The 19,942-nt window shown below is 72.3% G+C and carries 17 protein-coding genes and 1 riboswitch; of the genes, 11 read left to right on the top strand and 6 right to left on the bottom strand.

The window, feature by feature from the left end; translation table 11 throughout:
* Positions 1-30: 30 nt before the first annotated feature.
* Positions 31-1,425, bottom strand: a complete 1,395-nt coding sequence (locus ABZX75_RS18170; RefSeq protein WP_355411553.1) for a solute carrier family 23 protein — start codon at positions 1,423-1,425, stop codon at positions 31-33.
* 156 nt (positions 1,426-1,581) lie between these two features.
* Positions 1,582-2,820, bottom strand: a complete 1,239-nt coding sequence (locus ABZX75_RS18165; protein WP_355411551.1) for an MFS transporter — start codon at positions 2,818-2,820, stop codon at positions 1,582-1,584.
* Positions 2,821-2,875: 55 nt separating this feature from the next.
* Here ABZX75_RS18165 and ABZX75_RS18160 point away from each other — a divergent pair, with 55 nt between their 5' ends.
* The gene (locus tag ABZX75_RS18160) at positions 2,876-4,072 is read left to right on the top strand and encodes an ROK family transcriptional regulator (RefSeq protein WP_355411549.1); all 1,197 of its coding nucleotides are present in this window, start codon (positions 2,876-2,878) and stop codon (positions 4,070-4,072) included.
* A gap of 134 nt (positions 4,073-4,206) precedes the next feature.
* Here the strand turns inward: ABZX75_RS18160 and ABZX75_RS18155 are convergent, their stop codons facing one another.
* The 3 genes from ABZX75_RS18155 to ABZX75_RS18145 form a co-directional block, all read right to left on the bottom strand.
* Complete coding sequence (locus tag ABZX75_RS18155) at positions 4,207-4,953, bottom strand: NAD(P)H-binding protein (RefSeq protein WP_355411547.1); 747 nt, start codon at positions 4,951-4,953, stop codon at positions 4,207-4,209.
* 52 nt (positions 4,954-5,005) lie between these two features.
* Positions 5,006-5,896 carry an RNA polymerase sigma-70 factor gene (locus tag ABZX75_RS18150; RefSeq protein ID WP_355411545.1) on the bottom strand — a complete coding sequence of 297 codons (891 nt, stop codon included), beginning with the start codon at positions 5,894-5,896 and terminating at the stop codon, positions 5,006-5,008.
* 119 nt (positions 5,897-6,015) lie between these two features.
* Positions 6,016-8,394 (bottom strand): chitinase C-terminal domain-containing protein, encoded by a 2,379-nt coding sequence (locus ABZX75_RS18145; RefSeq protein ID WP_355411543.1) that lies wholly within the window; start codon positions 8,392-8,394, stop codon positions 6,016-6,018.
* Positions 8,395-8,673: 279 nt separating this feature from the next.
* Positions 8,674-8,804, top strand: a riboswitch (FMN riboswitch).
* 215 nt (positions 8,805-9,019) lie between these two features.
* Here ABZX75_RS18145 and ribD point away from each other — a divergent pair.
* From ribD to ABZX75_RS18095, 10 genes are all read left to right on the top strand, one after another.
* Positions 9,020-10,120, top strand: a complete 1,101-nt coding sequence (gene ribD / locus ABZX75_RS18140; RefSeq protein ID WP_355411817.1) for a bifunctional diaminohydroxyphosphoribosylaminopyrimidine deaminase/5-amino-6-(5-phosphoribosylamino)uracil reductase RibD — start codon at positions 9,020-9,022, stop codon at positions 10,118-10,120.
* Positions 10,121-10,726 carry a riboflavin synthase gene (locus ABZX75_RS18135; protein ID WP_355411541.1) on the top strand — a complete coding sequence of 202 codons (606 nt, stop codon included), beginning with the start codon at positions 10,121-10,123 and terminating at the stop codon, positions 10,724-10,726.
* Entirely contained in the window at positions 10,723-11,376 is a 654-nt protein-coding gene (locus ABZX75_RS18130; protein WP_355411539.1) for a nicotinamide mononucleotide transporter family protein, read from the top strand. The genes ABZX75_RS18135 and ABZX75_RS18130 overlap by 4 nt, the downstream gene beginning before the upstream one ends.
* Positions 11,373-12,662: a bifunctional 3,4-dihydroxy-2-butanone-4-phosphate synthase/GTP cyclohydrolase II gene (locus ABZX75_RS18125; protein WP_355411537.1), complete on the top strand. Its 1,290-nt coding sequence runs from the start codon at positions 11,373-11,375 to the stop codon at positions 12,660-12,662. Before ABZX75_RS18130 ends, ABZX75_RS18125 begins: the two co-directional genes overlap by 4 nt.
* Positions 12,663-12,738: 76 nt before the next feature.
* Positions 12,739-13,224, top strand: a complete 486-nt coding sequence (gene ribH / locus ABZX75_RS18120) for a 6,7-dimethyl-8-ribityllumazine synthase (RefSeq protein WP_215031692.1) — start codon at positions 12,739-12,741, stop codon at positions 13,222-13,224.
* Between the two features lie 35 nt (positions 13,225-13,259).
* Positions 13,260-13,541 (top strand): phosphoribosyl-ATP diphosphatase, encoded by a 282-nt coding sequence (locus ABZX75_RS18115; protein WP_355411535.1) that lies wholly within the window; start codon positions 13,260-13,262, stop codon positions 13,539-13,541.
* Positions 13,542-13,631: 90 nt separating this feature from the next.
* Complete coding sequence (gene hisG, locus ABZX75_RS18110; RefSeq protein WP_355411533.1) at positions 13,632-14,480, top strand: ATP phosphoribosyltransferase; 849 nt, start codon at positions 13,632-13,634, stop codon at positions 14,478-14,480.
* A gap of 31 nt (positions 14,481-14,511) precedes the next feature.
* The gene (locus ABZX75_RS18105; protein ID WP_355411531.1) at positions 14,512-14,976 is read left to right on the top strand and encodes a PH domain-containing protein; all 465 of its coding nucleotides are present in this window, start codon (positions 14,512-14,514) and stop codon (positions 14,974-14,976) included.
* Between the two features lie 231 nt (positions 14,977-15,207).
* Positions 15,208-16,632: a hemolysin family protein gene (locus tag ABZX75_RS18100; protein WP_355411529.1), complete on the top strand. Its 1,425-nt coding sequence runs from the start codon at positions 15,208-15,210 to the stop codon at positions 16,630-16,632.
* Entirely contained in the window at positions 16,629-17,723 is a 1,095-nt protein-coding gene (locus tag ABZX75_RS18095) for a hemolysin family protein (protein WP_355411527.1), read from the top strand. Before ABZX75_RS18100 ends, ABZX75_RS18095 begins: the two co-directional genes overlap by 4 nt.
* 54 nt (positions 17,724-17,777) lie before the next feature.
* On the opposite strand, the gene ABZX75_RS18090 is transcribed toward ABZX75_RS18095, so the two are convergent.
* On the bottom strand, positions 17,778-19,736 hold the full coding sequence (locus ABZX75_RS18090; protein WP_355411525.1) for an AAA family ATPase: 1,959 nt from the start codon (positions 19,734-19,736) through the stop codon (positions 17,778-17,780).
* Between the last annotated feature and the right edge of the window lie 206 nt (positions 19,737-19,942).

Here is a 19,942-nt window from a genome sequence, read left to right as displayed (position 1 = left end):
GTACGCTTCCCCGGTTCGGGCGAAACCCCGTCAACGCGGCGTGCCCCGGCCGTCCTGTTCGTCGTAGGCGGAGGTGCCCGCGTCGAGCAGGGGCTCCTGCTCCTTGAGGTGCGCGGGGGCGAAGTACCGCAGCGCGTGATAGCCCGTGATCACCACGATCGTGCCCAGCGCGATGCCGCCGAGCTCGAAACTGTCGGTGATGTGCAGCTTGACCCCGCCGACGCCGACGATGATGCCCGCCGCGGCCGGCACGAGGTTCAGCGGATTGCGCAGATCCACCCGGCCGTTCAGCCAGATCTGGGCGCCGAGCAGGCCGATCATGCCGTACAGGATGACGGTGATCCCGCCGAGCACCCCGCCCGGGATCGCGGCGACGACCGCGCCGAATTTGGGGCACAGCCCGAAGAGCAGCGCGAAGCCGGCCGCTGCCCAGTAGGCGGCGGTGGAGTACACCCGGGTGGCCGCCATGACGCCGATGTTCTCGGAGTACGTGGTGTTCGCCGGGCCGCCGACCGCCGTGGACAGCATGGACGCGGCGCCGTCGGCCGCGATGGCGGTGCCGAGCTTGTCATCCAGCGGGTCGCCGGTCATCTCGCCGACGGCCTTGATGTGCCCGGCGTTCTCGGCGATCAGCGCGATCACCACGGGCAGGGCGATCAGGATCGCCGACCACTCGAACTGCGGGGCGTGGAAGGTGGGGAGCCCGATCCAGTCGGCCCGGCCCACCGCGGCCAGGTCCAGACGCCAGTGGTCCACGGCCTGCGCCCCGCCGGCCGGAGAGTGGATCTTGCCGAAGACCAGGTCGAAGACCCAGGAGATCCCGTACCCGAAGATCAGCCCGAGGAAGATCGCGATCCGCGACCAGAACCCCCGCAGGCAGACCACGGCGAGGCCGGTGAAGAGCATGACCAGCAGGGCCGTCCACTGGTCCTGCGGCCAGTACGTCGAGGCGGTCACCGGCGCCAGGTTGAAACCGATCAGCATGACGACCGCGCCCGTGACCACCGGCGGCATCGCCGCGTGGATGATCCGCGCGCCGAAGCGCTGGACCGCGAGACCGGAGAGGAACAGCGCCGCGCCCACGACGAAGACGGCGCCGGTGACGACCGCGCTGTCCCCGCCGGAGGCCCGGATCGCCGCCGCGACGCCGACGAAGGAGAGCGAGCAGCCCAGGTAGGAGGGGACCCGGCCGCGCGTCGCGAGGAGGAAGACCGCCGTCGCGACACCGGACATCATGATGGCCAGGTTCGGGTCCAGGCCCATCAGCACCGGCGCGACGAAACTCGCGCCGAACATCGCCACCACGTGCTGGGCGCCCAGCCCGGCGGTCCGCGGCCACGACAGCCGCTCGTCCGGCCGGACCACCGCCCCGGGGGCGGGCGTCCGCCCGTCTCCGTGCAGGGTCCAGCGCACGCCGAGGCCCATGTTCCACTCCATTTCTCCGGCTGGTCACACACGGAGGCCGCAGCGCGTGAGCTGCCGCTGCGGCCGACGGTGTACGAACGATGTTGTACGAACGATGTTGTACGAACGATGGACGAACGATCTGCGTACGCACAAGAGCGAGGTACCAGAGATATGTTACGGCCGGATAGAGGAAGGTTCGTCCCGATTGGCCGGGTCCGTGCCCGTCGCCGGCTGTGCCCCGGCCCGCCCCGCCGCGGGCTTCTGCCGCAGCACGGTGGCTCCCACGACCAGCGCGAAGGCCAGCAGGGTGACCAGTCCGAAGGAGACCACGAGCGAGGTCGCGTCGGCCACCGCTCCGATCGCCGACGGTGCGATCAGCCCCGAGGTGTACGTGATTGTCGCGACACCGGCGATGGCCTGCGCCGGGGCGGGACCGCTGCGCGCGGCTGCCGCGAAGGCCAGGGGGACCACCACCGCGATGCCGAGCCCGATCAGCCCGAAGCCGGCCAGGGCGGCCGCCGGATGGCGGACCGTGATCACGAGCAGCCCGCCGGCGGTGGCCAGTACGCCGCTCACCCGGACCGTGAGCACCGCTCCGAACCGGTCCACCACCCGGTCCCCGGCGAGCCGGGCGACGGCCATGGTGAGCGCGAAGGCGGTGGTGGAGGCGGCGGCCAGGCCGTCGTCCGTGTGCAGGACGTCCCGGAGGTAGACCGCCGACCAGTCCAGGCTCGCGCCCTCCGCGAAGACCGCGCAGAAACCGATGGCGCCGATGAGCAGGGCGGACTTGGGGGGCAGCGCGAAGTGCGGCGGCGCCTGCGCCTCCTCGGCGCTCCGCAGGTCCAGCACCCCGCGTACGGCGACCAGCCCGGCCGCGGTGAGGGCGAGCGCGGCGATCAGGTGGTGCAGCCGTGCGTCGGCGCCGGTGTGCGCGGCGACCGTACCGGCGGCGGAGCCGAGGAGGGCGCCCACGCTCCACATGCCGTGCAGCGAGGACATGATCGAGCGGCCGAGCCGGTTCTCGGTCTCCACGCCCAGCGCGTTCATCGCCACGTCCGACATGCCGGAGGTGGCTCCGTAGACGAAGAGCGCGAAGCACAGGACGGGCAGGTTCGGGGCCAGGCTCGGCAGGACGAGGGACAGGGTCCACATCGCCAGCAGAGCCCGCAGGGCGGTGCGGGCCCCGAAGCGGTGGTTGATCCGCCCGGCCAGCGGCATCGCGAGCGCCGCGCCGAGGGCGGGGAAGGCGAGGGCGAGCCCCAGGGTGCCCGCGCTGAGCTGCGCGTGGTCCTGGATCCAGGGGATGCGGGTGGCGAAGGACCCCGTGACGGCGCCGTGGGCGCAGAAGACGGCGGCGATGGCCGAACGGGCATGGCGCAGTCGCGCCGGGCTGAGGTCGGTTTCCCCGGTCATGACCGTAAACTATCAGGGAGCCTGCCTGATGGTTGATGACTTTCCCCTCCCTAGGATGGGCGCCGTGACTCCCGCCAAGGCCCTCGCCACCTTCGCCACGTTCGCTCCCTCCGCCACGCCCTCCGCCGCCGCCCCCTCGCCCGCCTCGCCGAGCACCGCCCGGGCCATCAACGACCGGCTGGCCCTTCGGCTGCTCCAGGAATCCGGGCCGCTGACGGCCACCCAGCTCAAGACCATGACGGGCCTCTCCCGCCCCTCGGTCGCCGACCTCATCGAGCGGCTCACCGAGGCCGGCCTGATCGAGGTGGTCGGGGAGTCCGGCGAACAGCGGCGCGGCCCCAACGCCCGGCTGTACGGGATCGTCGCCCGCCGCGCGTACCTGGCCGCGCTCGACGTGCGCACGGACGGCGTCACGGCCGTGGTCACCGACCTCCTCGGCCGCCCCCTGGCCGAGGCCGCCCTGCCCGTCGGCGCCCCCGAGGACGCGGTGGCGGCCCTGCTGCGCACGGCCCGCGAGGCCGGGGCGGCGCACCTGCACACCGTCGTCATCGGCGCCCCCGGCCTGGTGGCCCCCGCCACCGGCGAACTCCGCGACACCACCGGCCTGCCCGCCTGGCACCGGCACCTGGTCAACGCCCTCCAGCGCAGCCTGCCCGCCGTGGTGGTGGTCGAGAACGAGACCAACCTCGCCGCCCTCGCCGAACAGCGCCTGGGCGTCGCCCGCGACCTGGAATCCTTCGTCCTGCTGTGGCTCGGCGCGGGCGTCGGCGCCGCGGTGGTCCTGGACGGCCGGCTGCGCCGGGGCGCCTCGGGCGGCGCGGGCGAGATCGGCTTCCTCCCGGTGCCGGGCACCGACGGCTTGCCCTCCGCCACCGACTGCGGCGGCGGCTTCCACGCCCTGACCGGCCGGGACGCCGTGACGGCCCTGGCCGCGGAGCACGGCTTCCACGGCCCGGCGGAGGAGGCCGTGGCGGGCGCCGCCGGGGAGCCGTTCCTCGACGCCCTCGCCGAGCGGCTCGCGCTGGGCGCGGCGGCCGTCGCAGCGGTCCTGGATCCGGGATGCGTGGTACTGGCGGGCGAACTCGGCCGCGCGGGCGGCCCCGCCCTCGCCGCCCGCGTCGCCCGCCGCCTGGCCACCCTGACCCCCGTTCCCACGGAGGTCCGCGCCACGGCCCTGGGCGGCCCCGCGGTCCTGGAGGGGGCGCGGCTGGCGGCGCGGGAGGCGGCGCAGGAGGTGCTGTTCGGAGCATGAGGGGACACCGGTGCCCCTCGGCTCGTCCGGGCGGTCATGTGCGGAGCCGTGAGGCCGGCGGGAAGACGAGGTGCCCGCCCCGGCGTACGCGTGCCTGACCGGATACAGCGCCCGCCGCAAGGGGCAACCGCGCGTCAACGTCCCCGCGCCCGCCCCGCCAGGAACTCCGCGAAGGTGACCCGGCCCGCCGCGTGCGAGGGGGCCAGGTTCCCGCCGCGCTTGAAGCCCGCGTACGCCTTCCCCGCGAGCGGCAGCGGAACGATCCGGCGGCGGCGCCCCGTTGCCGCCAGGTACGCCCGGCCCAGCTCCGGCAGGGTGCGGATCTCCGGGCCGCCCATGTCCGGGACCCGGCCCGCCGGGGTGGGGACCGCCAGCTCGGCCAGCCGGTCCGCGACCTCCTCGACGGCGATCGGCTGCACCCGGACGCCGTGCGGCAGCGGCGCCACGGGAAGCTTCGCCGCCGCGTCCACCACCTGCGCCACCAGGTCGTGGAACTGGGTCGTCCGCAGGATCGTCACGCCGAGCCCGGACCGCTCCAGCATCCGCTCCACCGCGAGCTTCGTCCTGTAGTAGCCGAGCGGGACCACATCGACCCCGACGATCGAGATGTAGACGAGGTTCTTGACGGTCCCGGCCCGCCGGGCCGCCTCGATGAGGTGCCCGGCGGCCACGTCGTCGCCGCCGCGCGGCGAGCTCGCGCAGTGCACGACCACGTCCGCGCCCGCCATCGCCGCGTCCAGCCCGCTGCCGTTCCGCAGGTCGACCGGGTGGTCGGGGGAGTGCCGGCTCAGGACGCGTACGTCGTGACCCGCCGCCCGCAGCCGCTCGGTGACGAGCGAGCCGAGGTTCCCGGTGCCTCCGGTGACGAGGATGGTGCTCATGGGCGTCGTCCTTCCTGAAGAGGTGCGTTCACCAGCGGAGACCGGACAGCCGTCAGGAATGTGACAGCTGGCGCCGGAGGAATTCCAGCTTCTCCGGGTTCACCACCGTCTGCATGCCGCTGACCAGTCCGTTCTCGAATTCCACGAGCAGGACCGCCACCTCGCCGAAGAGCAGTGCGGGCGACCCGTTGACCTCGGCGACGGTGACCGGGAGGTCCGCCGCGAACCTCTCCAGCGCGCCGATCGAGAAGCGGGCCACCTTGTCCCGGCCCAGGATCGGCCGCCTCGCCGCGTTGACCACGCCGCCGCCGTCCGACACGTACCGGACGTCGGCCGTCAGCAAACTCTCCAGCCGGGCCAGGTCCCCGCTGCGCGCCGCCGCCAGGAAGGTCTCCACCAGGCCCTGCCACTGGGCCGGGTCCGGCTCGAAGCGCGGCTTCGGAGCCCCGGCGGCCACCCGGCCCGCGGCCCGCCGGTAGAGCTGGCGGCAGTTGGCCTCGGAGAGGTCGAGGAGCCCGGCGATCTCCCGGTGGCCGTACGCGAAGGCCTCGCGCAGCACGTACACCGCGCGCTCCACCGGCGTGAGCTGCTCCAGCAGCACGAGCAGGGCCATGGACACGCTGTCCCGCTGCTCGGCCGACTCCAGCGGGCCCAGCGTCCCGTCCCCGGTGAGGACCGGCTCGGGGAGCCAGGGGCCGACGTACTCCTCGCGGCGGGCGCGCGCCGAGGTGAGCCGGTTGAGGCACAGGTGGGTGACGACCTTGGCGAGCCACGCCCCGGGCGCCTCGATGCCGGCGCGGTCGGCGGCGCTCCAGCGCAGGTAGGCGTCCTGGACGGTGTCCTCGGCCTCCGCGGCGGAGCCGAGCATGCGGTAGGCGATGCCGAACATCCGGGGCCGGTGTTGCTCGAATTCCGCGACGGGTGCGGTCCCATGGGTGCTCACCCGAGCAGCCTGCCAGACACCCGGCGCCGGGCACACGCGTGAGGACCCGGTGGCCGCCGGGCCACCGGGTCCTCACGGCTTCACGTTCTCACGAACGGCGGCTTCTCACCCGGCGGGTGTCAGCAGGCGCCCTGGTCCTTCCAGACGCCCCACTCGCCCGTGGTGCCGGGTTCCTCGTTCTGCGTCCACCACTGGGCCTTCCAGACACGGCCCTTGTGGGACACGAGCGTCCCGGCCGTGTACACCGTCCCGGCCACGTACGCCGGGCCGGTGCAGCTACCACCCGTCGGAGGCGCGGTCGTCGGGGGAGGCGTGGTCGGCGGCGCGGTGGTCGGCGGCGCGGTGGTGGGCGGGGTGGTCGTCGGCGGGGGCGTCGTACCGCCCGGCTCCACCACCTTCGCACCGCGCGCCAGGTCACCGGCGATGCCGTACGTCCTGCCGCCGAAGCTCACCGTCCAGTTGGACGGGGTGGAGGTCGGCAGGTAGTAGACGAAGTCCAGTTCGGCCGAGGCACCCGGGGCCAGCGACTGCCAGGCCGGCAGCTTCAGCGACACCCGGTTGTAGTCGCCCTTCAGCCCGCCCACGTTGGTGCCGGTGTGGTCGCTGCGGACGATCGTGGTGTTCCAGCCGGACTGGTCCTTGGCGTTGGCGGGCGCGGAGGAGGAGTAGTCGAACTGGAACTCCGTACCGCCCGGCAGGGTCGCCGCCGTGTTGTTGGTGATCTTCAGCTTGGGGCTGATCGGGTAGTTGGAGTCGCCGAGCGGGAACTGCCCGAACTCCGCGTCCACCTTGATCGCCTCGGTCGGCATGGTGATCGTGGCGCGCTTGGCGCCGTACGGGGGAGCCGACTTGAACTTCTGGTACATCGCGTCGGTGAGCGTGTCGCCCATCTCGTACTGGCCCTTGGCCGCGTTGTAGGAGTAGTCGCCCGCCAGCTCCCAGACCATCGTGCCGCCGATGCCCTTGGCGACCACGTAGTCGGCCTTGGCCTTGACCGACTGCTCGTCCTCGGTGGAGAGGAAGACCTTCTTCTGGGCGTTCCACAGCCACGGCGCCACCAGGGTGGAGTCGTACTTGCGCACGTAGGTGCCGGTCAGCGTGGTGTTCGCGGGGAAGCCGTACCGGGCGGCGTAGTCGCCGACGACGCCCTTCTCCAGGTTCTTGGCGTGCCACATCGGGTTGGAGCCCGCAGGGGACTCGGCCCCGTTGGTGTCCTTGTCGTGCCACAGGTTGTCGATACCGACCGCGCCGTCGCCGCACTTGGTCAGGCCGGCACCGGCCGGGCAGGTGGTCGCGGGGGCCTTGCCCCACAGGCCGTCGGTGCCACCTTGAACGTTCTTGAAGCCGCGGGTGTAGTACGGCAGGCCGATGTTGATGCGGCCGCCCGGCATGGAGCCGCGGAAGTAGTGGTAGGCCCAGTCGGTGTTGAGGTAGCCGATCCCGCCGTACTGGGAGGTGGAGTAGACGCCCGCGGCGGCCAGTTCGCCGTCCTTGCCGTCGTCGAAGAGCGAGGCGTTGGGGCCGACGTACTCGTTCCAGGCCCCGTGCAGGTCGTAGGACATGATGTTGACGTAGTCCAGGTACTTCTGTGTCTGGAAGGTCTCCATGCCGCGGAGCAGGTAGCCGGAGGAGGGGGCGGCGACGGAGAGCAGGTAGTGCTTGCCGTCGGCCGCGCCCGCGCGGTCGAGCTTCTCCCGCAGGGACTTCATCAGGGCCGCGTATCCCTTGACCAGGCCGGCGCGGCGGGCGTTGGCCAGCTGCCAGTCCAGCGGGTTGCCCGCGTCCTTCATGGTGGTCGGGTACTCGTAGTCGATGTCGACGCCGTTGAAGCCGTACTTGCGGATGAACTCGACCGAGGAGTCCGCGAAGGTGTCGATGCCCGCCTGGTTGACCGAGCCGTCGGCGTTGGTGGCCATGGAGTAGAAGCCGCCGGAGGCGACCCGGTTGCCGTCGTCCCCGAAGTAGCCGCCGGTCTCCGCCCAGCCGCCGACCGAGATCAGCGTCTTGACGTCCGGGTACTGCTTCTTGAATTTGGTCAGCTGGTTGAAGTGGCCCTTGTAGGGGAGGGCGGGGTCCATCTCGGCGCCCGCGACGCCCGGCCAGGTCATCCCGGTGGCGGCGTTGTTCGCGTTGTCCGCGCCGACCGAGATCTTGTTGTCGGCGCCGACGTGGGCGAAGGCGTAGTTCAGGTGAGTGACCTTGGACCACGGGATGTCGTGGGCGAGGTAGGCGGGGGTGCCGTCCTTGCCGGTGCGCCAGCCGGTGAAGTAGCCGATGACGCGCCGCTGGTGGTCGGCGCCCATCTTCTCGCGGCCTTCGGAGTCGTAGACCGAGCAGTACGGAACGTCGACACCGGCGGTCTTGTACAGCCCGTCGGGGCGACAGCTCTCGTGGTCGGCGGCGTGCGAGACGCCCGCCGAGAGCCCGCCCACCAGCAGTCCGGCGATTGCGGCGCCGGATGCCAGAAGCATCGCTCTCGTACGTGTGGGGGACGGCATTGTGCCTCCTGGGGAGGGGAGGATGACAGAACACGACAGGACACAACATGCAGAGGGGTGGCGCTTGTTGGACCCGTGACGTGCGCACATCTGACGGGCCGTTCCCGGGGAAGATGAAGGGAACGTTAAGAGGACTAGACCAACCCGTCAATAGGTCTGGACCAACCGCAGTCCCACTTGACGGACTCCGCGGCGAACGACCCCCTGTGATCCAGGCCACATACCCTCACCCGCATGGCCGCCGATCGCCCATGGCAAACTGGCTTCAGTACCAGTAAGCAGCGCACTCCGGGGTCGGTGTAATTCCGAACCGGCGGTTATAGTCCGCGACCCGTCCGCAGCCAGCGGCCGGTTGACCAGGTGAGATTCCTGGACCGACGGTTAAAGTCCGGATGGGAGGCAGTGCGCGGCGGGCCAGTCACCGGTACGCCGCCGTCGGCGGTTCCTCGGCGTATCCCCACGGATATGCCCGAGCGGACTGTTTTCCGGCCTCGGCGTCCCCGCGTGCGCTGTACTGCTTCATCTGTCGTATCCCGACAGGCCCCGGAGTCCGTGCCCGATGAGGCAGGAGGACCCGGTGGCGACACACGCCGCGCACGCAGTACCCGGCACAGCCGCGCACCACATGCGCCGAGCCGTCGAGCTCGCCGCCCGCGGACTCGGCTCCACCAGCCCCAACCCGGTCGTCGGCTGCGTCATCACCGACGCCACGGGCACCGTCGTCGGCGAAGGCTGGCACGAGCGGGCCGGCGGCCCCCACGCCGAGGTCCACGCCCTGCGCGCGGCCGGCCCCGCCGCCCGCGGCGGCACCGCGTACGTCACCCTCGAACCCTGCAACCACACCGGCCGTACGGGGCCCTGCGCCCAGGCCCTCATCGACGCGGGCATCACCCGCGTGGTCTACGCCGTCCCCGACCCGAACCCGCAGGCCGGCGGCGGCTCCCTCACCCTGCGCGCCGCCGGCGTCGCCACCGAGGCCGGGCTGCTCGCGGACGAGGCCGAGGCGGGCAACGCCGCCTGGCTGACCTCCGTGCGCCTGGGCCGCCCGTACGTCCTGTGGAAGTACGCCGCCACCCTCGACGGCAGGATCGCCGCCGCCGACGGCACCAGCCGCTGGATCAGCTCGGCCGAGTCCCGAGCCGACGTGCACCGGCTGCGCGCCGAGGCCGACGCGATCGTCGTCGGCTCCGGCACCCTGCGCGCCGACGACCCGCACCTCGCGGTACGCGGACTCGCCGGCTTCACCGCCGCCGACCAGCCGCTGCGCGTCGTTCTGGACACCCACGCCACCGTCAGGCCCGGCGCCCGCGTCCTGGACGAGACCGCCCCGACCCTGATCGTCGTAGCCGAGAACCTCGAAGAGGCAGCCACCCGCCACCTCGCCGGCGTCGAGCTGGCCAGGCTCCCGCGCGACAAGGGCGGGATCTCCGTGGACGCCCTCCTCGCCGAGCTGCACCGGCGCGGAGTGCGCTCCGTCCTCCTCGAAGGCGGCCCGACGCTCGCCGGCGCGTTCATCGCCGCGGGCGCCGTCGACAAGGTCGTCGGCTATCTCGCCCCCGTCCTCCTCGGCGCGGGCCCCACCGCCCTCGGCGACGCCGGCATCGGCACGATCACCGAGGCGCTCCGGCTCCGGATCACCGAGACCGCCCACATCGGTACAGACCTCCGCGTCACCGCCGTCCCCACGCCCGCCCCGTCCGTCCCCACCGCCCTCAAGGAGCACTGAGTGTTCACCGGAATCGTCGAAGAACTGGGCGAGGTCACCGCCGTCGAGCAGCTCGCCGAAGCCTCCCGCTTCCGCCTGCGCGGCCCCGTCGTCACCGAGGGCGCCAAGCACGGCGACTCCATCGCCGTCAACGGCGTCTGCCTGACCGTCGTGGAGACCGTCGACGGCGAGTTCACCGCCGACGTCATGCAGGAGACGCTGAACCGCTCCAGCCTCGGCGCCCTGACCAAGGGCTCCCGCGTCAACCTGGAGCGCCCGATGGCCCTCGGCGGACGACTCGGCGGCCACCTGGTCCAGGGGCACGTGGACGGCACCGGCGAGATCCTCTCCCGTACCCCCTCCGAGCACTGGGAGATCGTCAGGGTCGCGCTGCCGGAGAACCTCTCGCGGTACGTCGTCGAGAAGGGCTCCATCACGGTGGACGGCGTCAGCCTCACCGTCGTCGAGGCCGCCGCCGACTGGTTCAGCGTCAGCCTCATCCCCACCACCCTCGACCTGACGACGCTCGGCATCAAGCAGCTCGGCGACCCGGTCAACCTTGAGGTCGACGTCCTGGCGAAGTACGTCGAGCGGCTGCTCGGAGCGGACCGGAAGGCGGAGCGGTGAGCGCCCTGGAGTGGCTCAACGCCGAGGCCTTCACCGTCTTCGGCCAGAAGGTCATCTGGTCCGACATGATCGGCAACCTGATGGGCCTGGCCGCCCTCGCCCTCGGCTGGCGCCGTTCCATATGGACCTGGCCCGCCCAGCTCCTCTCCGGCCTGATCCTCATCGCCGCCTACGCCTCCGCCCACCTCGCCGGCGGCGTCGGCAAGCAGCTCCTGGTCATCGGCGTGGCCGTCTGGGGCTGGCGCGCCTGGCAGCGCGGCAGGCAGCAGGCCCAGGACGGCTCCATCGCCGTGCGCACCGCCACCTGGACGGAGCGCGGACTGCTCCTCGCCGGCGCGGTGCTCGGCACCCTCGCCGTCGGCGGCCTGTTCACCCTCTACCCGCACCTGTCCTGGAGCCCGTGGGCCGACGCGTACATCTTCGTCGGCACCATCGTCGCGATGGTGGCCCAGGCCCGCGGCCTCGTCGAGTTCTGGTTCGCCTGGCTCCTCGTCGACCTGGTCGGCGTCCCCCTCGCCTTCAACAACGGGCTGGCCTTCTCCGGCCTCGTCTACGTCGTGTACTTCGCCCTCGTGCTGTGGGGCGCCTACGACTGGTACCAGCGCTCGCGCACCACCTCCGCCCCGGCCCTCGAAGGAGCAACGGCATGACCCCCCTCAAGCCCGTGCCCGATGCCGCCCCCGAAGAGACCTTCCTGCTCGACCCCGTCGAACAGGCCATCCGCGACATCGCCGCCGGCCGGCCGATCGTCGTCGTGGACGACGAGGACCGCGAGAACGAGGGCGACCTCGTCATCGCCGCCGAGAAGGCCACCCCCGAGATCATCGCCTTCATGATGAGCGAGTGCCGCGGCCTGATCTGCGCCCCCATGGAGGGCCCCGAGCTGGACCGGCTCGAACTGCCGCAGATGGTCCGCAACAACACCGAGTCGATGAAGACCGCCTTCACCGTCTCCGTCGACGCGAGCGCCGCCCACGGCGTCACCACCGGCATCTCGGCCGCCGACCGCGCCACCACCCTGCGGCTGCTCGCGGCCGGCTCCTGCGAGCCCTCCGACTTCGTCCGCCCCGGCCACATCTTCCCGCTGCGCGCCAAGCCCGGCGGCGTCCTGGTCCGCAACGGCCACACCGAGGCCGCCGTCGACCTCGCCCGCCTCGCGGGCCTGCGCCCGGCCGGCGCCATCGTGGAGATCGCCGGCGAGGACGGCGTCATGCTGCGCCTGCCCGAGCTGATCCCCTTCGCCCGCAAGCACGGCCTGACGATCATCTCCATCGAGGACCTGATCGCCTACCGCCGCTCCGCCGAGCCGTCCGTGCGCCGCGAGGCCGAGGTCAGCCTGCCGACGACGTTCGGAGACTTCACGGCCTACGGCTACCGCTCCACCGTCGACGGGGTCGAGCACGTCGCCCTCGTCCACGGCGAGATCGGCGACGGCGAGGACGTCGTGGTCCGCATGCACTCCGAGTGCCTGACCGGCGACATCTTCCACTCCCTGCGCTGCGACTGCGGCCCCCAGCTGCACGCGTCCATGGCCCGTATCAAGGCCGACGGCCGCGGCGTCGTCGTCTACTTGCGGGGCCACGAGGGCCGCGGCATCGGACTCCTGTCCAAGCTGCGCGCGTACGAACTCCAGGAGCGCGGCCGTGACACCCTCGACGCCAACCTGGAGCTGGGCCTGCCCGCCGACGCCCGAGACTACGCGGCCGGTGCGCAGATCCTCGCCGACCTCGGCGTGCACAGCGTCCGGCTGCTGACCAACAACCCCGACAAGTCGGCCGCCCTCGAACGGCACGGCATCACGGTCTCCGTCCGGGAGCCGATGCCGAGCGAGACCGGCGAGCACAATCTGCGCTACCTGCGCACCAAGCGCGACCGGATGGGCCACGACCTGCCCTGGCTGGACGAGGTCGTGGTCACGACCTGCGGCAACCAGTGACACCGGCAACACCAGTCCGAACGATCGAATCCAACGCACACCAACCACCCAACGCACACCACCGAGGAGCAGAGCTGTGAGCGGCAAGGGCGCACCCGAACTGAGCGTGAAGAACTGCGGAGACCTGCGAGTCGCCGTGATCGCGGCCCAGTGGCACGAGAAGGTCATGGACGGGCTGGTCGACGGAGCCCTGCGGGCCCTGCACGAGCTGGGCATCGACGAGCCGACCGTGCTGCGCGTCCCCGGCAGCTTCGAGCTCCCCGTCGTGGCGAAGGTACTGGCCGGTCGCGGATACGATGCCATCGTCGCCCTCGGCGTGGTCATCCGCGGCGGCACCCCGCACTTCGACTACGTCTGCCAGGGCGTCACCCAGGGCCTGGTGCAGGTGTCGATCGACACCGGAGTCCCCGTCGGCTTCGGCGTACTGACCTGCGACAACGACGAGCAGGCGCTGGACCGCGCCGGGCTCGAGGGGTCGAACGAGGACAAGGGGCACGAAGCGGTCACCGCCGCCGTCTCCACGGCCATGACCCTGCGGACCGTCAGCGAACCCTGGCGCTGAGTCGCGGCGGGCGACCCCTTATTCTGAGGACCATCATGGCGAACAAATCCCCCAAGAGCTTCGAAGAGCTCTTCACCGAGCTCCAGCTCAAGGCCGCCGACGGCGACCCCAGCACCTCGCGTACCGCCGAGCTCGTCCACCAGGGCGTCCACGCCATCGGCAAGAAGGTCGTCGAGGAGGCCGCCGAGGTCTGGATGGCGGCCGAGTACGAGGGCAAGGAAGCCGCCGCCGAGGAGATCTCCCAGCTGCTCTACCACGTCCAGGTGATGATGGTGGCGCGCGGGATCTCCCTCGACGACGTCTACGCGCACCTCTAGGCCGGAGCGCCCCCGCGGGTCCCGGCCGGTCCACCCGCCCGCCCACATCTTTCGCACCTACGCATCAACCTACGCATCAAAGGAAGCCCCATGCTGCGCATCGCCGTCCCCAACAAGGGTTCACTTTCCGGACCGGCGTCGGCGATGCTCCATGAGGCCGGCTACCGCCAGCGCAAGGAGTCCAAGGAGCTCGTGGTCGTCGACCCCGAGAACGAGGTGGAGTTCTTCTACCTCCGCCCCAAGGACATCGCGATCTACGTCTCCTCGGGCAAGCTGGACATCGGCATCACCGGCCGTGACCTGCTGCTCGACTCCGGCGCCAGCGCCGAGGAGATCCTGCCGCTGAACTTCGGCCGCTCGACCTTCCGCTACGCCACCAAGCCCGGCACCGCGAAGGGCCTCCAGGACTTCCACGGCATGACGATCGCGACCTCGTACGAGGGAATTGTCGCCAAGCACCTCGCCGACCAGGGGATCGACGCCTCCGTCGTGCACCTGGACGGTGCGGTCGAGACCGCGATCCAGCTCGGCGTCGCCGAGATCATCGCGGACGTCGTCGAGACCGGCACCAGCCTGCGCAACGCCGGGCTGGAGGTCATCGGCGAGCCGATCCTCCAGTCCGAGGCCGTGGTCATCCGCCGCAACGGCGCCGACCCCGACGACCCGCAGGCGCAGCAGTTCCTGCGCCGCCTGCAGGGCGTCCTGGTGGCGCGCAGCTACGTGATGATGGACTACGACTGCCGCGCCGAGCACCTGGAGCGCGCGGTCGCCCTCACCCCGGGCCTCGAGTCGCCGACCATCTCCCCGCTGCACAACGAAGGCTGGGTCGCGGTCCGTGCCATGGTCCCGGCCAAGGAGGCCCAGCGGATCATGGACGACCTGTACGAGCTCGGCGCGCGGGCGATCCTCACCACGTCCATCCACGCCTGTCGCCTCTGACCCGTACGACGACTCCCGAAGGCAACGCACCATGAGCGAGTCCGCCGCCCAGCCCGCCCCGCCCGCCCTGCCGGTCACCTTCCGGCCGACCCGTACGCGGGCCGTGCTGCTGGGCGTCGGGCTCGCCATGTTCGCCACCATCACGGCGGTCGCCCTGCTGCTGGAGACCCTCAGCCCGGGGGAGCGGATCAGCTTCATCTTCACCGGCGCCCTGCTGACCTCCGTACTCGTCCTCCTCAGCCGCCCCAAGGTGGTCGCCGACGAGGCCGGCGTCACCGTCGTCAACCTGACCACCACCCACCGCCTGGAGTGGCCGCAGATCCTGCGCGTCAACCTCCGCCCCGGCGACCCGTGGGTGTTCCTCGACCTCAGCGACGGCACCAGCCTGCCCGCCCTCGGCATCCAGCCCGGCGTGGCCAAGCAGCAGGCCATCAGCGACGCCCGAGCCCTGCGCGCGCTCGCCGAGAGCCGGGGAACCGGGGCGCACGACCACTGAGCCCCCGCCTCCCCCCCCGTGAGCCGGACACCGGGACGACAGCTCACCGCTGCGTCCCATTGCGGCCGCGATCTCAGTGACTAACCTGGTGGCGGGGCGCGACCGTGCGTCCTCCCACCGGCCCCGGGACCCCGTGGCCCGCGGGCACCTGCGACTTGAGGAGTGACTCCCTCCAGCAATGGACGGACCGTCCGGTAATACCCGCGCCGCCCTCCCCTCGGAGGCGGCGGCATGACCATCCCGCTACTCCTTCTCGTGGCGGCGTTCGTTCTCATCCTCGCCAACGGTTTCTTCGTGGCGGCCGAATTCGGCCTCGTCACCGTGGAGAGACCCGAGGCCGAACGCGCCGCAGCCGACGGTGACCGCCGTGCCCGTACGGTGGTCAAGGCCCTGCGGGAGCTGTCCTTCCAGCTCTCCGGCACCCAGCTCGGCATCACCATCACCTCCCTCGTGGTCGGCATGCTGGCCGAGTCGGCCCTCGCCGCCCTGCTGTCCGGGCCGATCGCCGCGACGGGTCTGCCCACGGGAGCCGTCCCCGGCGTGGCCGTGGTCATCGGCATGCTGCTCGCCTCCGCCGTCCAGATGGTCGTCGGCGAGCTCGTCCCCAAGAACTGGGCGATCTCCCGGCCGCTCCAGGTGGCCCGCTTCGTCGCCGGGCCCCAGTACGCCTTCTCCCGCGCCTTCCGGCCGGTCATCGCCGGGCTCAACGCCGTCGCCAACCGCCTCGTACGGGCGCTCGGCGTGGAGCCCACGGAGGAGATGGCCTCCGCCCGCACCCCCGGCGAGCTGGTCTCCCTGGTCCGCCATTCGGCCCAGGCCGGCGCCCTCGAACAGGACACCGCCGACCTCTTCGTCCGCACCCTCTCCCTGGGCGAGCTCACGGCCCAGCACGTCATGACCCCCCGGGTGAAGGTCAGCGCCCTCCAGCACACGGCCACCGCGGCCGACGTGCTCAACCTGACCCGCGCCACGGGGCTGTCCCGCTTCCCCGTCTACCGCGAGCGCATCGACGAGATCACCGGCGTGGTCCACCTCAAGGACGCCCTCGCCGTGCCCGAGTCCGAGCGCGCCCGCACCACCGTCAGCCGCATCTGCGTCGCCCCGCTGCGTGTGCCCGGCTCCCTGCCGGTGCAGCCGCTGCTGGAGCGGCTGCGCAGCGAACAGCCGATGGCCGTGGTCGTCGACGAGTACGGCGGCACCGCCGGCGTGGTCACCCTGGAGGACATCGTGGAAGAACTCGTCGGCGAGGTCCGCGACGAGCACGACAGCGCGGAGGACGACGGCCCCGAGCTGGCCGCCGTACCCGCCGAGGACGGCCGCCCCGCGTGGGAGGCCGACGGCAGCTGCCGGGTGCAGACCCTGCGCCGGATAGGCCTGGAGGTGCCCGAGGGCCCGTACGAGACCGTCGCCGGTCTCGTCGCCGACCTGCTCGGCCGCATCCCCGCCCCCGGGGACCGTGCCGAGCTCCCCGGCTGGAAGCTGTCCGTCCGCCGGGTCGGCCGCTTCCGGGCCGAACGGGTCCGGCTGGTCCGTAAGGCGCCCCTCGGCGCCGGCCCGGACGGCGCGGCCGGAGCCGGGGCAAGGGCCGGAGCCGGGGCAAGGGCGGGGGCCGCCGCCCCGGCCGCCTCCGCCGAGCTGGAAGCGGTGGGCCGGTGAACGCCCTCCAGCTCGTGTTCGCCCTGCTCCTGGTCCTCGCCAACGGCTTCTTCGTCGGCGCCGAGTTCGCGCTCGTCTCCGTACGGCGCAGCCAGATCGAGCCCCTCGCGGCCGGCTCCAAGCGGGCCCGCCAGGTGCTCTACGGCCTGGAGAACCTGCCCCGGATGATGGCTGCCGCGCAGTTCGGCATCACCGTGTGCTCGCTCACCCTCGGCGCGGTCGCCGAACCCACGGTGGCCCGGCTGCTGGAGCCCGTCTTCCATGCCGTCCACGTACCGCAGAGCCTGATCCACCCCCTCGGCTACGCCCTCGCGCTCGCCGCGGTGATCTTCCTGCACCTGGTCATCGGCGAGATGGTCCCCAAGAACCTCGCCATGGCCGCCCCCGAGAAGACCGCCCTGTGGTTCAGCCCCGGCCTCGTCGCCTTCGCCCGGGTCTGCGGCCCGGTCACCACCGCGCTGGGCGCCTGCGCCACGCTGATCCTGCGGCTCTTCAAGGTCGAGCCCAAGGACGAGGTCGAGGCCGTCTACACCAGAGCCCAGCTCGGCCGGCTCGTCGAGGACTCCCGGCAGGCCGGGCTCCTGGAACCCGGTGAGCAGGAGCGGCTGGAGGACGCCCTCGAACTGGGCAGCCGCCCGGTGACCGACGTCCTGCTCGCCCGGGACCGCCTCGTCACGGTCGGCCCCGCGGTCACCCCGCGCCAGATCGAGCAGCTGACGGTGCGCACCGGCTACTCCCGGTTTCCCGTCCGCTCCGAGAGCGGCGCCGCCTTCATGGGCTACCTGCACGTCAAGGACGTACTGGACCTGGAGGACCGGGAGCGGGCCGTGCCGCAGCGCGTCTGGCGGCGGATGACCACCGTGTCCTCGACCCTCCCGCTGGACGACGCGCTCAGCGTCATGCGCCGGGACGCCACCCACCTCGCGCAGGTCGCGGACGCGGCCGGGCGGGTGCTGGGCCTGGTCGCCATGGAGGACGTCCTGGAGATGCTGGTGGGAGAGGTACGGGACCCGGCGCACCGCACGACTCCGGCCGCCCGCCGGGCACCGGTGGTGCACGCGCCGGTGGCCGAGGGGGCCATGGCGGGCTGACCCCCCGGCCCGGCTCCGCGGCCGGGGTTTCCGGCCCGCGCGGGTCCCCGCCGGTCACTGAGCCGGCGGGGGCTCCGAGCGGTCCTGGGGACCCCGGCCCGACAAGACCTCCCCGTACGCCTGCATCAGATCCGGCAGCCGCAGCGTCGACAGATCGTCCCGCGACGGCTCGCCCGCGAAGCCCGCCAGCCGCAGGTCCCGGTAGGCGCAGCTCTTCTCGTACAGGGTGCGCAGGAAGCGGCCGTTGCCGAGCTCGTCGATCCAGCCCTGCTCCACCACGTGCCCGCTGATGCTGCGCAGCTCCTCCAGAGCCTCCTCGTCCCAGCGGTCCCCGTTCGCGTCCGCCAGCACCCCGCCGATCGCGGTCAGCTCCAGCGGCCGATAGCTGGGGAAGTCCACCCGGGTGGTGAACCGCGAGGACAGTCCCGGATTGGCGGCCAGCAGCCGGTCCATCCCGGCCGGGTAGCCGGCCAGGATCACCACCAGGTGGTCCCGGTTGTCCTCGGCCCGCTTGAGCAGCACTTGCAGGGCCTCGTCGCCGTACGCGTCGCCCTTGCTGTACCCCGAGTTGGAGAGGCTGTACGCCTCGTCCACGAACAGCACCCCGCCGATCGCCGAATCGATCAGCTCGTTCGCCTTCACGGCGGTCTGCCCCAGGAACTCGCCCACCAGGTCCGCCCGCTGGGCCTCCACCAGGTGGTCGCCGCCGAGCAGCCCCAGCGCGTAGAACACCCGGCCCAGGATCCGGGCCACCGTCGTCTTGCCCGTGCCGGAGGGGCCGGAGAACACGAAGTGGCGTTTCGGCGGCTGCACCGGCAGCCCCTGACCGGCCCGCAGCCGTGCCATGTGCAGCTGCGCGGAGAGCGCCTTCACCTGCCGCTTGACCGGCTCCAGACCCACCATCCGCTCCAGCTCCGCCAGCGCCTCGGCGAGCGCCGCCGGGTCGGGCGGCCCGCCCGGGAGCCCCGCGGGCGCCGCCTGCGGCGGCACGGTCACCTTGCGCCGTACGACTCCCGCCCGGCCCGTAGGCGGTGCTCCGGGCCCGAAGCGCGCGTCCGGCGGGTCGGGCGGTGGCGGTTCCGCGTCCACCTGGCCGTCCGCCGCGAGGTCCTGGACGGGTCCGGCGCCTGCGCCGCCGCCCCCGCCGAGCGCCACGGCGGCGAAGTCCCCGCCGGCCGGGGACAGGCCGTGGCCGCCGTAGGCCCCGTACCCGGAGTACCCCGCCAGCCCCGCCATGTCGTCGGCGTCGTCGCCGTCGGCGATCGCAGTCAGCCGGGCGGCCGTGTCCATGAACGACGGGTCCACCCGGTGCACCGCCCGGTACAGCGGCAGCGCCGCCGCGCTGCGCCCGGTGCCCTCGTGCGCCCGCGCCAGCCAGTACCGCAGCTCCTTGCGCTGCGGCTGCTCACTGCGGCACCGCATCAGCGCCGCCGACAGCATCGGCTCGGCCTGGCCGTACATCTCCAGCCGGACCCGGGCCATCCCGCCGAACAGACCCGCCTCGATGCCCAGCAGCGGATCGTTCACCAAGGGCTCCGTGTGCCGCACCAGTTGCTCCCAGTCCTTGACCAGGTACGCCCGGCAGGCGTGCAGGAACCGCACCTGCGGATCGGTGTCCACCGGGGGCAGGGCGGCCAGGGCCTGGTCCAGCTCGGGCACATGGCGGCCGTCCAGCCAGTGCGAGGCGTGGGCCAGCAGGAGGTCACGCCGGCTCTCCAGCACCGGCTGCACCCACCAGCCCAGCCAGTACCAGGAGTTGAGCGTCCGCCGGTGGCGGGCCCGCTGCTCGCCGAAACGGTCCCGGTGCGCGTACATGCGCAATAAGGCGTTGGTGGTGTCCACTCGGAGCGCGTGCAGGCCCAGCCAGGCGTCAGCCATCGCGGGATCGAGTCGTACGGCGGCCCGGAACTCCTCCTCGGCCTGCGGATAGGCGCCCATGGTGCAGGCGTCGACCCCGCGCAGCCAGGCGAGTTCGGCCGGGGCGTGCGTGCTGCCCGGCGTGCCGAAATCCATCACGTCCCCCACAAGCCTGCCCCCGTGGTGCGCGGCAACCCACGCGTCGAGCACGCGGGTTGCCCACTGCGCCGATGAAATCAGGGCTGCATCGTACCTGCGGTTTCGCACCTTACGTAGGGCGCGTCGGAGCCGGTTCGGGCGAGTCACCCGAGGGCATCCGGTGACTCTGTGTGAAGGTCCCGGGGGCATGCGCGTCGCGTGAC

The sequence above is a fragment of the Streptomyces sp. NPDC003038 genome (assembly GCF_040611115.1).
In the GTDB taxonomy this organism is placed as follows: domain Bacteria; phylum Actinomycetota; class Actinomycetes; order Streptomycetales; family Streptomycetaceae; genus Streptomyces.
Note: the sequence above shows the minus strand (reverse complement) of the source record. Positions and strands in the feature narration are given on the sequence as shown.

Excerpts from the sequence above, each read along its gene's own strand:
- ABZX75_RS18105 (WP_355411531.1), top strand. The coding sequence starts at position 14,512 with ATGAGCGAGTCCGCCGCCCAGCCCGCCCCGCCCGCCCTGCCGGTCACC.
- ABZX75_RS18165 (WP_355411551.1), bottom strand. The coding sequence starts at position 2,820 with ATGACCGGGGAAACCGACCTCAGCCCGGCGCGACTGCGCCATGCCCGT.
- ABZX75_RS18090 (WP_355411525.1), bottom strand. The coding sequence starts at position 19,736 with ATGGATTTCGGCACGCCGGGCAGCACGCACGCCCCGGCCGAACTCGCC.
- ribD (WP_355411817.1), top strand. The coding sequence starts at position 9,020 with ATGCGCCGAGCCGTCGAGCTCGCCGCCCGCGGACTCGGCTCCACCAGC.
- ABZX75_RS18125 (WP_355411537.1), top strand. The coding sequence starts at position 11,373 with ATGACCCCCCTCAAGCCCGTGCCCGATGCCGCCCCCGAAGAGACCTTC.
- hisG (WP_355411533.1), top strand. The coding sequence starts at position 13,632 with ATGCTGCGCATCGCCGTCCCCAACAAGGGTTCACTTTCCGGACCGGCG.
- ABZX75_RS18145 (WP_355411543.1), bottom strand. The coding sequence starts at position 8,394 with ATGCCGTCCCCCACACGTACGAGAGCGATGCTTCTGGCATCCGGCGCC.
- ABZX75_RS18170 (WP_355411553.1), bottom strand. The coding sequence starts at position 1,425 with ATGGGCCTCGGCGTGCGCTGGACCCTGCACGGAGACGGGCGGACGCCC.
- ABZX75_RS18160 (WP_355411549.1), top strand. The coding sequence starts at position 2,876 with ATGGGCGCCGTGACTCCCGCCAAGGCCCTCGCCACCTTCGCCACGTTC.
- ABZX75_RS18100 (WP_355411529.1), top strand. The coding sequence starts at position 15,208 with ATGACCATCCCGCTACTCCTTCTCGTGGCGGCGTTCGTTCTCATCCTC.
- ABZX75_RS18155 (WP_355411547.1), bottom strand. The coding sequence starts at position 4,953 with ATGAGCACCATCCTCGTCACCGGAGGCACCGGGAACCTCGGCTCGCTC.
- ABZX75_RS18115 (WP_355411535.1), top strand. The coding sequence starts at position 13,260 with ATGGCGAACAAATCCCCCAAGAGCTTCGAAGAGCTCTTCACCGAGCTC.